The following is an 11,011-nucleotide window of genomic DNA, read 5'->3' as shown; positions in this document are numbered from 1 at the left end:
CGGCGGGGGGCCGGCCGGGCCGTGGGGTGTCCTGCCCGGCCGGGCCGAGGGGGTCGGGGTACGCGGAGCCGTGGCCGGACGGGCCGGGGTGCCGGGGGTCGTGGCCGACCGGGCCGGGGTGTGGGGCGGCCCGGCTGGAGGGGTCCGGGTGCCGGGCGGCCCGGCCGGAGGGATCTGGCTGCCAGGAGCCGTGGCCTGACGGGTCGAGGTGCGGGGCGTCGTGGCCCGACGGGCCGGGGTGGTGTCCGTGGTCGGCCTGGCCGGGCTGTCGGCCGTGGCTCGCTGCGGCGGGCCGCCAGGAGCCGTCGGGCGAGTCCGGCTGCCAGGAGCCCTGGTGGGCCGGGCCGGGGTGCTGGCCGTGGCCCGCCGGGTCGGGGTACCACGCCGGGCCCACGCCGTCGGGGTGCCACGCCTGCTCCGCCGCGCCGGTGTGCTGGCCTTGGCTCGCCGCGCCGGGGTACTGGCCTTGGCCCGCCGGGCCGGGGTGCATGCCGTGGTGCGGCGTCTCGGGGTAGCGTCCGTGGTTCGGGCCGTCGGGGTGCCACGCCTGCTCCGCCGCGCCGGGGTACTGGTCCTGGCCCGCCGGGCCGGGGTGCTGGCCGTGAGCGGACCCGTCGGGGTGCCACGCCGGGCCTGCTCCGCCGGGGTGCCACGTCTGCTCCGCCGGGTCGGGGTACCGGACCTGGCCGGCCGCGTCGGGGTGCCAGTTCGGGTCCGTGGGGCCGGGGCCGTTGGGGCGCGGGGAGTCTGGGGCGGGCATGGGCTCCTCCGTGGCCGTGTGGCGGGCGGGGAGCTGGCCCCATTCCGTTATATGTATCTGGATAATCTGATAATCCGAGAATTCAGCTCATGGTACGGCCCCAAGATCCGAACACCCGCCCCAGGCCCACGTGTCACCCCCGCCCCGCCGACAGCGGCAGCCGTGCCACGCCCCCCGCCCCGGCATGATCCGTACGAAAGGCCTTAGGCTCGCCACAGACACGCGCCAGGACAGCGCCAGCGCCACTGGCAGCGGCAGCAGCGGCAGCGACGTACGCGGGAGGCGGCGGGATGACGGTCCCGGGACGCAGGAGCAGCACCTTCAGCCGGCTGCTGCGCAGCGGCTTCACCGACCCCTCCGGCGCGGCCCGGCTGCTCGACGCCGACGCGCTGTCCGCCGTACGCACCGATCCGGTGCTCCTCGACGCCCTCGGGGCCACCGCCGATCCCGACCTCGCCCTCCTCGGGCTGGTCCGGCTCGCCGAGGCACAGGCCCCCGACGAACTGCCGCTGCTCCTCGACACGCTCGTCAGCGCCAAACCCCTGCGCGACCGGCTGCTCGGCGTACTCGGCGCGTCCGAGGCGCTCGGCGACCACCTCGCCCGCCACCCGCGCGACTGGCAGACCCTGGTGACGTACGAGGCCACCGACCTGCACCCCGGGCTCGCCGAGTTCGAGCGCGGGCTGGCCGGCGCGCACGACCCGGTCCACCTGCGCGTCGCGTACCGGCGCTGCCTGCTCTCCATCGCCGCCCGCGACGTCTGCGGCACCATAGACCTCGCCCAGACCGCCGCCGAGCTCGCCGACCTCGCCACCGCCACCCTCCGCGCGGCCCTGCGCATCGCCTCCGCCGCCGCTCCCGCCGACGCGGCCCAGTGCCGCCTCGCCGTCATCGCGATGGGCAAGTGCGGCGGCAACGAGCTGAACTACGTGTCCGACGTCGACGTCATCTTCGTCGGGGACGCCGCCCCCGGCCACGACGAGGGCAAGGCGATCCAGGCCGCCACCCGCCTCGCCTCCCACCTCATGCGGATCTGCTCCGAGACCACCGTCGAGGGCACCATCTGGCCCGTCGACGCCAACCTCCGTCCCGAGGGCAGAAACGGTCCGCTCGTGCGGACCCTCGCCTCCCACCTCGCCTACTACCAGCGCTGGGCCAAGACCTGGGAGTTCCAGGCCCTCCTCAAGGCCCGCGCCGTCGCCGGCGACGCGGCGCTCGGCGCCGAGTACGTCGCAGCCATAACCCCCCTCGTCTGGCAGGCCGCCGAACGCGAGAACTTCGTCGCCGACGTCCAGAAGATGCGCCGCCGCGTCGTCGACAACATCCCCGCCGCCCAGGTCGACCGCGAACTCAAACTGGGCCCCGGCGGCCTGCGCGACGTCGAGTTCGCCGTCCAGCTGCTCCAGCTCGTGCACGGCCGCAGTGACGCCACCCTGCACTCCGGCACCACCCTCGACGCCCTGCACGCCCTCGCCGCCGGCGGCTACGTCGGGCGCGCCGACGCCGCCCAACTGCACGACGCGTACCGCTTCCTGCGGGCCATGGAGCACCGCATCCAGCTCTACCGGCTGCGCCGCACCCACCTCGTCCCCGAGGACGAGAACGACCTGCGGCGCCTGGGCCGTTCGCTGGGCCTGCGCACCGAACCCGTCAGCGAGCTCAACAAGGCCTGGCGCCGGCACGCCTCCGTCGTCCGCCGCCTGCACGAGAAGCTCTTCTACCGCCCCCTCCTCGACGCCGTCGCCCAGCTCACCCCCGGCGAGACCCGGCTCTCCCCCCGCGCCGCCGGACAGCGCCTCGAAGCCCTCGGGTACGCCGACCCGGCCGCGGCCCTGCGCCACCTCGAGGCCCTCGCCTCCGGCGTCACCCGCAAGGCCGCCATCCAGCGCACCCTGCTGCCCGTCCTGCTCGGCTGGTTCGCCGACTCCGCCGACCCCGACGCCGGCCTGCTCGGCTTCCGCAAGGTCTCCGACGCCCTCGGCAAGACCCCCTGGTACCTGCGGCTGCTGCGCGACGAGGGCGCCGCCGCCGAGAACCTGGCCCGCGTCCTGTCCACCGGACGCCTCGCGCCCGACCTGCTGATGCGCGCCCCCGAGGCCGTCGCCCTGCTCGGCGACCCCGAAGGCCTGGCGCCCCGTACGCACGAGGCCCTGGAGCAGGAGGTGCTCGCCGCCGTCGGCCGCGCCCCCCACTCCGAAGCCGGCGTCGCCGCCGCCCGTGGGGTCCGCCGACGCGAGCTCTTCCGCACCGCCGCGGCCGACATCATCGGCTCCTACGGTACGGAGGACAGCCCGGCCGAGGAGGACCACGGAGCCCTCGTCGACCGGGTCGGCAGCGCCGTCTCCGACCTCACCGCCGCCACCATCGCCGGAGCCCTGCGCGCCGCCGTACAGGGCCACTGGGGCGACACCCTGCCCACCCGCTTCGCCGTCATCGGCGTCGGCCGCTTCGGCGGGCACGAACTGGGCTACGGCTCCGACGCGGACGTGCTGTTCGTCCACGAACCCCGCGAGGGCGTCGACGAACAGGAAGCCGCCAAGGCCGCGCAGGCCGTCATCGCCGAGATGCGCAGGCTGCTCCAAGTGCCCACCGCCGACCCGCCGTTGCTCATCGACGCCGACCTGCGGCCCGAGGGCCGCTCCGGACCGCTGGTGCGCACCCTGGCCTCGTACGCCGCGTACTACCGGCGCTGGTCCATGACCTGGGAGTCCCAGGCCCTGCTGCGCGCCGAACCGGTCGCGGGCGACACCGAGCTCGGCGCCCGCTTCATCGAGCTCATCGACCCGCTGCGCTACCCGGTGGAGGGCCTGGGCGAGGACGCCGTACGGGAGATCCGCCGGCTCAAGGCCCGGATGGAGTCGGAGCGGCTGCCGCGCGGCGCCGACCCGACCCTGCACACCAAACTGGGCCGCGGCGGCCTCAGCGACGTCGAGTGGACCGTCCAGCTGATCCAGATGCGGCACGCCTGGGCCGAACCCGGCCTGCGCACCACCCGCACCCGCCCGGCCCTGGCCGCGGCGCAGGCGGCCGGGCTGATCCCGACCGAGGAGGCGCAGATCCTGGACGAGGCCTGGGTACTCGCGACCCGGGTCCGCAACGCGGTCATGCTGGTCCGGGGCCGCGCCGGGGACACCTTCCCCTCGGAAGCCCGCGAACTGGCGGCGGTGGGCCGCTACCTCGGCTACGCCCCGGGCCGCGTCGGCGAAGTCCTGGACGACTACCGCCGCATCACCCGCCGCGCCCGCGCGGTGGTGGACGAACTGTTCTACGGGGCCTGAGCGGGCCCCGGGCCCCGGCGGCGTCCCCGTCCCCGGTCCCGGTCCCGGCCCGGCCCCGGCGGCGGGTCAGCGCGTCGCGCCGAAGTCCTGCGTCCAGTAGTGGTTCGGCTGCGCCAGGCCGATGCCGATCTCCTTGAAGGAGCAGTTCAGGATGTTCTCGCGGTGGCCGGGGCTGTTCATCCAGCCTTCCATGACCTTCTCGGGAGTGCCGTACCCGTAGGCGACGTTCTCGCCGTACGTGCCCCACGCGTATCCGGCGCGGGTGATGCGCCCGCCCGGGTCGGAGCCGTCGGAGCCCGTGTGGGACATGTTGCCGTGGGCGGCCATGTCCTCGCTGTGGTCCTGCGCGGCCTTCGTGAGCTTCTCGTTGAGGGTCAGGGCCGAGCACCCGGCGGCGGAGCGCTCCTGGTTGACGAGGGAGAGCACCGCGGCGGCGGCGCCGGAGGCGGGCGGGGCCGAGGGCTTCGGGGGCGCGGGCGCCTGCGGCTTCTCGGTGACGACCGGCGGCCTGACCGGCTGCGGGGGCGGCGAGGTCCGTACGACCGGCTGCGCGGACGCCTCGGGGCTGCTGGGGGCGGCGGCCGGGGGACTGCTCGGAGGCTGGACGTCCACCGGCGTCACGGGCGTCACCGGCGTCACGGGTGCCGGGGAGCTCGCGGTGGCCGAGGGCGAGCCCTGCCACGGGCGGTTCTCATGCCGGCTCGCGGTCCGTGTGCTGCCCGTGTCCTGCGTGTCCCAGCAGGCCATGGCGGCGGTGGGAACAGCCGCGATCCCCAGCGCGCCGACGGCGATGGCTATCTTCTTGAAGGGCTTCTTCTTCCGATGCTTCTGCATGCGTGACCTCATTCAGTGATCGCGAAGCTCCCGGTGCCCCGCATCGCAAGGCGCCGGAGGAGCCGCCATTCTTAAAAGCCCGCCGACGGCCTGGCAAGTTTCCGCCGGCCGTCCGTCCGGGGGATTCGAAGCGCGGCTTGAAACGGGCCCGTGATCGTGCATGGTCACGATTCGATCACTCCTGCAACCACCTGATGGGAGTTCAGGAAGGGCCGTGACCAGGCCGATCGGGGGCCACTGCACCGGTACCGCGGATTCCGTTCCCGCTGGAGAGGGGAATGTCGATTCCAAAACAGACAAATGTCGAAATGTCGACGAGGTGACGCCCCGTGAGGGACGTGCCCCACCGACGTGCGTGCCGTGACGCATGTCACGCCCTCGCCGGTGCTTCGGAGCGCGCGCCCGGGGGCATGCTCGGCGCTGCCCCGTCGGGCCCCGCGGTACGTCAGCGGCGCGCGGTACGTGACCGGGCCGGCTCCGGCGGCGTCGGCCCCGGCGGTGTCGGGCCCGGCGGTGTCGGCCCCGGCGCCGGGGGGTTCTGCGGTCCCGCGCCGCCCAGCAGGGCTTGCGCGTGCTTCAGGAACGCCGTCAGGCCCAGGTCGAAGGCGGCCTCCGCGCGGGCCGGGCCGACCGTTGCCAGGGCCGCGGCCAGCAGGGGGGTCTGCGGGGACGGCTCCCACATCGCCTCGGGGGCGGCCAGGTCGAGGGCGGAGCCCAGCACCAGGTTCTCCAGCCCGGTCAGCAGTGGCATCACCTGCTCCGTGCGGAAGCCGGCGCCCAGCAGCAGCGCGACGGCGCGCTCGTACTGCGCGAGCACCGCCGGGGCGCGGACCGGGGTGGTCATCAGGAGCGGGATCGCCCGCGGGTAGGCGGCGAAGGCGGCCCGGTAGGAGCGCGCCCAGGTCTCCAGCGCCCGGTCCCACGGCGCCAGGGCCAGTGTGCCGCCGTCGATCCCGGCGCAGACCCGCTCGCGGATCAACTCCACCACCCCGGCCCGGCCGTCCACGTGGTGATACACCGACCCGGTCTGCACCCCGAGCGCGCGGGCGACCTGCGGGACGCTGAACTCACCCTGCTCCGCGACCAGTCGCAGCGCGGTCGCGGCGATCCGCTCCCGGTCGAGCAAGGGGGTGCGCGGCCGCGCCATCGGTTTCTCCCGCCGTCAGGTCTTCCCGTACGCCAGACCGGAGGCTACATTGCCACGAACCGAAAGCCTTTAGGTTTCTGTCGCGGCAGAAGGGCCCGCCGCCTTGCCCGAAAGCACCCCGCGCCCCCCACGCTGCACAGCGCCGCGCTCGGCACCGCCGAGACCGTTCTCACCGGCGCCCGCGTCATGGACCTCGGCGACGGGGACGTACCGGCCCTGCTCGCCACCGTCGAGTACGAGGGGGACCTGCCGCTGCGACTGCGCCTGGCCCCCTGGTGCATGCCCGGGGCGGGCGCCGAGGAGCTGGCGGAGCTGATCGGGCTCCAGCGCCTGGCCGGCCGCCACTGGCAGGTCCGAGGCGTGAAGTTCTTCATGGACGGCACCGTGGAGGGCGGCACCGCCTGGCTGGAGCACGCCGACTGCCACGGCCAGGGCACGGACGCCTTCTGGCCCGACCCCGCGGCCTACTCCGAGGCCGTACGGCTACTGGACGCGGCCGGGGTGCCCACCGCGACCCACGCCATCGGCGACGCGGCGGTCCGGCACGTCCTCGACACCGTCGCCGCGCTGGGCGGCCGGGCCGGGGCCCGGGCCCGGCACCGCATCGAGCACATCGAGACCGTCCCCGACGACCAGCTGAAGCGGTTCGCCGCGCTCGGGGTGGCCGCGTCGATGCAGCCGCCGCACACCGCCTACACCCGGGCGGACCGCACCGACGAATGGTCGAAGCGGCTGGGGGAGGAGCGGGCGGCCCGCGCCCGGCGCTGCCGGGACCTGCGCGGCGCCGGGGCGGTGCTCGCCCTCGGCTCGGACTGGCCCATCGCCCACCACGACGCCCGCCAGGTGCTGGCCACCGCCCGCAGCCCCCTCGGCGCGGCCGCGGCCGGGCGGTCCCTGACCGGGCTGATGGCCCTGGAGGGCATGACCTCGCACGCCGCGCTCGCGGCCGGTGAGGAAGGGGTGGCGGGCCGGATCGCGCCCGGCTGCCGCGCGGACCTGACGGCCTTCGCCCTCGATCCGGTCATCGCCGCACCGGACGAGCCGGCCGATGCCCCGGTCCGGCTCACCGTGTCGGGCGGCCGCATCACGCACCGCGCGGGGGAGTCGGCGTAACGGAAAGAGCGGCAGGCACGGGAGGAACGGGAGGAACGGGAGGAACGGGAGGAGCTCAGCGCTGGAAGCGGTTGAGCAGCGCCGCGGCCACCGGGTGCCGGCCCGCATGCTCGGGCTCGCGCGGCAGCCGGTGCGGGAGCGATCCGTACCAGGCGCGCGAGACGGCGTAGCCGAAGGCCAGACAGAGCATGCCGCCCACGGCGTCGAGCCAGAAGTGGTTGGCGGTGGACACGATCACGATCAGGGTGGCCACCGGGTAGAGCAGTCCGAGGATCCGTGCCCAGGGAGCGGAGGCGACCGCGAAGATCGTCAGCCCGCACCAGAGCGACCACCCTATGTGCATCGAGGGCATGGCCGCGTACTGGTTCGACATGTGCTTGAGGTTCCCGGAAGCCATCGAGCCCCACGTGTGGTGGACCAGCACCGTGTCGATGAAGTTCTGCCCGTTCATGAGCCGGGGCGGCGCGAGCGGATAGAAGTAGTAACCGAGCAGCGCCACGCCCGTGGTGGCGAAGAGGATCAGCCGCGTCGCCGCGTACCGCCCCGGATGGAAACGGTAGATCCACACCAGTACGCCGATGGTCACGATGAAATGGAGCGTGGCGTAGTAGTAGTTCATGCCCACGATCAGCCACGTCACCGAATTGACGGCGTGGTTGACCTTCTCCTCGACGGCGATGCCGAGGGTGCGCTCGACCTTCCACAGCCAGTCGGCGTTGGCGAGCGCCGGCGCCTTCTGCTCGGGCACGGCATTGCGGATCAGCGAGTACGTCCAGTAGCTGACCGCGATCAGCAGTACCTCGAACCAGATCCGCGGCCGGCGCGGGGAGCGCAACCGGGACAGCAGGGACCCGCCCTGGGCATCGGCTGCCCCCGGGCGGGCCTCACTGTCGGCCACGAGGGGTGACGAGACGTCCGTCCGGGTTTCCAGTGTCTTCACGCTCGCTTCACCCATGGGAAAAGAGTCTGCCAGATGCCTTCTCGCCTCCGATCATCCCTCGGGACGGTCTTCGGCGCAGCCTCTCCACCTCGCGGACTACTGGAGCCCCTACGCCCGTGAGGGCCCGTGGGGCCGAAGGGCATTCAGGGGCGGGAGGGGCCCTGGCGCTGCCGCGGTCCGGAGGCCGTGGAGCCGCGCACCACCAGCTCCGGCAGGAAGACGAACTCGCTGTGCGGGGCCGGCGTGCCGCCGATCTCCTCCAGCAGGGTCCGTACCGCCGCCTGGCCCATGGCCTGCACGGGCTGGCGGATGGTGGTCAGCGGCGGATCCGTGAACGCTATCAGCGGGGAGTCGTCGAAACCGACCACCGAGACGTCCTGCGGAACCCGCAGGCCCTGCTGCCGGGCCGCCCGGATCGCGCCGAGCGCCATCATGTCGCTCGCGCACACCACCGCCGTACAGCCGCGCGAGATCAGCGCGGCCGCGGCGGCCTGGCCGCCCTCCAGGGTGTAGAGGGAGTGCTGGATCAGCTCCTCGATCTCGGCCTCGCCGAGTCCGAGCCGCTCCTTCATGCCGAGCCGGAAGCCCTCGATCTTGCGCACGACGGGCACGAACCGCTTGGGCCCGACCGCGAGACCGATCCGGGTGTGCCCGAGCGCGGTCAGGTGGGTCACCGCGAGCTGCATCGCGGCCCGGTCGTCGGGGGAGACGAAGGGGGCCTGCACCTTGTCCGAGAAGCCGTTGATGAGTACGTACGGGACGCCCTGGCCGCGGAGTTGGTCGTAGCGGCCCATGTCGGCCGTGGTGTCGGCGTGCAGCCCCGAGACGAAGATGATCCCCGAGACCCCGCGGTCGACCAGCATCTCGGTCAGCTCGTCCTCGGTGGACCCGCCCGGGGTCTGCGTGGCCAGCACCGGCGTGTACCCCTGCCGGGTCAGCGCTTGCCCGATGACCTGGGCGAGCGCCGGGAAGATGGGGTTGTCCAGCTCGGGGGTTATCAGGCCGACGAGCCCCGCGCTGCGCTGGCGCAGCCGTACGGGCCGTTCGTAGCCGAGGACGTCGAGCGCGGCCAGCACGGACTCACGGGTGCCCGCGGCCACGCCGGGCTTGCCGTTGAGCACGCGGCTGACTGTGGCTTCGCTGACCCCCGCCTGGGCTGCGATGTCGGCAAGCCGTGCGGTCACGGGATTGGACTGTACCGGTCGCACGCTACAAAGCCCACCAGGTGCACGAATCGGGGGGAATCAGGACCGTGCGGCCGTCCGTCTCCACCGGCGCGCTGGAGAGCACGGGGCGTCCCGGCGCGGGCAGTTCGAGGGCGGTGCGGCGGGTGTTGAGGGTGCAGGCGAAGCCGGGCCGGGTGAAGAGGAGCACGCCCGGCGGCGCGGGCAGCCAGCGCATCCCCCAGGGGTGCGGCGGTTCGCCGGTGCCGTCGCCCCCGTCGTCGGCGGCCCGGACCGCCTCCGCACCCGCCTCCGGAGCACCCAGGCCCGGCAGCGCCCGCCGCAGCTCCAGCGCGGCGCGGTACAGCTCCAGGGTGGAGTGCGGGTCGCCGGTCTGGGCGGCCACGCTGAGGGCGCCCCAGCCGGCGGGCTGCGGCAGCCAGCTCCCGGCCGGCCCGAAGCCGTACGGGGGCTCCGCGCCGGACCAGGGCAGCGGCACCCGGCACCCGTCGCGCAGCCCGTCCTGGCCCGCGGTGCGGCGGAAGGCCGGGTCCCGGCGCACCCGGTCGGGGAGGTCCAGCACCTCCGGGAGGCCGAGTTCCTCGCCCTGGTAGACGTACGCCGATCCGGGCAGGGCCAGCATCAGCAGCGCGGCCGCCCGCGCCCGGGCCAGGCCCTGCGCACCGCCCCCGTAGCGCGTGACATGGCGTACGACGTCGTGATTGGACAGCACCCAGGTGGTCGGGGCGCCGACGGAGGCGGTGGCGGCCAGGGACTCGTCGATGACGGTCCGCATCGCGGCCGGGTCCCACGGGCAGTTCAGGAACCGGAAGTTGAAGGCCTGGTGCATCTCGTCGGGCCGTACGTACAGGGCGAGCCGCTCCGAGGTCGGGGCCCAGGCCTCGGCGACCCCGATGCGGGCGCCCGCGTAGGAGTCCAGCAGCCGGCGCCAGGAGCGGTGGATCTCGTGGACCCCGTCCTGGTCGAAGAAGGGGAGCGGCTCGGTGCCGATCAGGGTGGCCTGCGCGCCGCGGCCGATGTCCGGCAGCCCGGGGGCCTTGACCATGCCGTGGGCCACGTCGACGCGGAAGCCGTCGATGCCGAGGTCGAGCCAGAAGCGCAGGACGGAGGCGAACTCGGCGGCGACCTCGGGATGGTCCCAGTTCAGGTCGGGCTGCTGGGGCGCGAAGAGGTGCAGGTACCAGTCGCCGCCGGGGGTCCGGGTCCAGGCGGGCCCGCCGAAGACGGACTCCCAGTCGTTCGGCGGCGCCGCCCCGTCCGCGCCCCGGCCCGGGCGGAAGAGGTAGCGCTCCCGGGCCCCCGGCTCCCCGGCGAGGGCGGCGCGGAACCACGCGTGCCGCTCGGAGGTGTGGTTCGGCACCACGTCCACGATGACCCGCAGGCCCAGCGCGTGGGCGGCCCGGACGAGCTCGTCGGCGTCGGAGAGGTCCCCGAAGAGGGGGTCCACGGCCCGGTAGTCCTCGACGTCGTAGCCGCCGTCCGCCTGCGGGGACACGTAGAAGGGGGTCAGCCACACCGCGTCGACCCCGAGCCGGGCCAGGTGCGGGAGGCGTTCGCGCACCCCGCGCAGGTCCCCGACCCCGTCACCGTCGCTGTCCGCGAAGGACCGCACGTAGACCTGATAGATGACGGCATCGCGCCACCAGCGGCTGCTTGCGGTGCCGTTGCTGGAAGCGCTTGCAAGCCGGGACGCCGTCAGCTCGTGGGTCATATCGGGGTCAACGCGAGCACACCCCCCCTGGTTGCGGGCCCGGA

Annotated in this window: 6 protein-coding genes and 2 pseudogenes; 2 read left to right on the top strand and 6 right to left on the bottom strand. The window is 74.2% G+C overall.

Features of this window, described 5'->3' with window-relative positions:
• Positions 1-760: pseudogene (locus ACFWB8_RS23210) on the bottom strand (hypothetical protein); the annotation flags it as partial.
• 290 nt (positions 761-1,050) lie between these two features.
• Between ACFWB8_RS23210 and ACFWB8_RS23205 the strand changes: the two are divergent.
• On the top strand, positions 1,051-4,038 hold the full coding sequence (locus ACFWB8_RS23205) for a bifunctional [glutamine synthetase] adenylyltransferase/[glutamine synthetase]-adenylyl-L-tyrosine phosphorylase (protein ID WP_385230166.1): 2,988 nt from the start codon (positions 1,051-1,053) through the stop codon (positions 4,036-4,038).
• 66 nt (positions 4,039-4,104) lie between these two features.
• Here the strand turns inward: ACFWB8_RS23205 and ACFWB8_RS23200 are convergent, their stop codons facing one another.
• Both ACFWB8_RS23200 and ACFWB8_RS23195 read right to left on the bottom strand, forming a co-directional pair.
• A complete protein-coding gene (locus tag ACFWB8_RS23200; RefSeq protein WP_385230163.1) occupies positions 4,105-4,872 on the bottom strand; it encodes a CAP domain-containing protein in 768 nt (255 codons plus the stop codon).
• A 445-nt stretch (positions 4,873-5,317) separates the two neighbouring features.
• Positions 5,318-6,019 carry a TetR/AcrR family transcriptional regulator gene (locus ACFWB8_RS23195; RefSeq protein ID WP_385230160.1) on the bottom strand — a complete coding sequence of 234 codons (702 nt, stop codon included), beginning with the start codon at positions 6,017-6,019 and terminating at the stop codon, positions 5,318-5,320.
• Between the two features lie 156 nt (positions 6,020-6,175).
• Between ACFWB8_RS23195 and ACFWB8_RS23190 the strand changes: the two are divergent.
• A pseudogene (locus ACFWB8_RS23190) lies at positions 6,176-7,132 on the top strand (amidohydrolase family protein); the annotation flags it as partial.
• Positions 7,133-7,187: 55 nt separating this feature from the next.
• On the opposite strand, the gene ACFWB8_RS23185 reads toward ACFWB8_RS23190, so the two are convergent.
• The 3 genes from ACFWB8_RS23185 to ACFWB8_RS23175 form a co-directional block, all read right to left on the bottom strand.
• Positions 7,188-8,087: a phosphatase PAP2 family protein gene (locus ACFWB8_RS23185; protein WP_385230157.1), complete on the bottom strand. Its 900-nt coding sequence runs from the start codon at positions 8,085-8,087 to the stop codon at positions 7,188-7,190.
• Positions 8,088-8,215: 128 nt separating this feature from the next.
• Positions 8,216-9,256 carry a LacI family DNA-binding transcriptional regulator gene (locus ACFWB8_RS23180; protein ID WP_385230154.1) on the bottom strand — a complete coding sequence of 347 codons (1,041 nt, stop codon included), beginning with the start codon at positions 9,254-9,256 and terminating at the stop codon, positions 8,216-8,218.
• Positions 9,257-9,281: 25 nt separating this feature from the next.
• Positions 9,282-10,967, bottom strand: coding sequence for a glycoside hydrolase family 13 protein (locus ACFWB8_RS23175; protein WP_385230151.1), 1,686 nt, complete (start codon positions 10,965-10,967; stop codon positions 9,282-9,284).
• Positions 10,968-11,011: the final 44 nt, after the last annotated feature.

It is taken from the genome of Streptomyces sp. NPDC060031, assembly GCF_042736805.1.
Lineage (GTDB): Bacteria > Actinomycetota > Actinomycetes > Streptomycetales > Streptomycetaceae > Streptomyces.
This window is presented reverse-complemented; position numbering and strand designations above follow the sequence as displayed.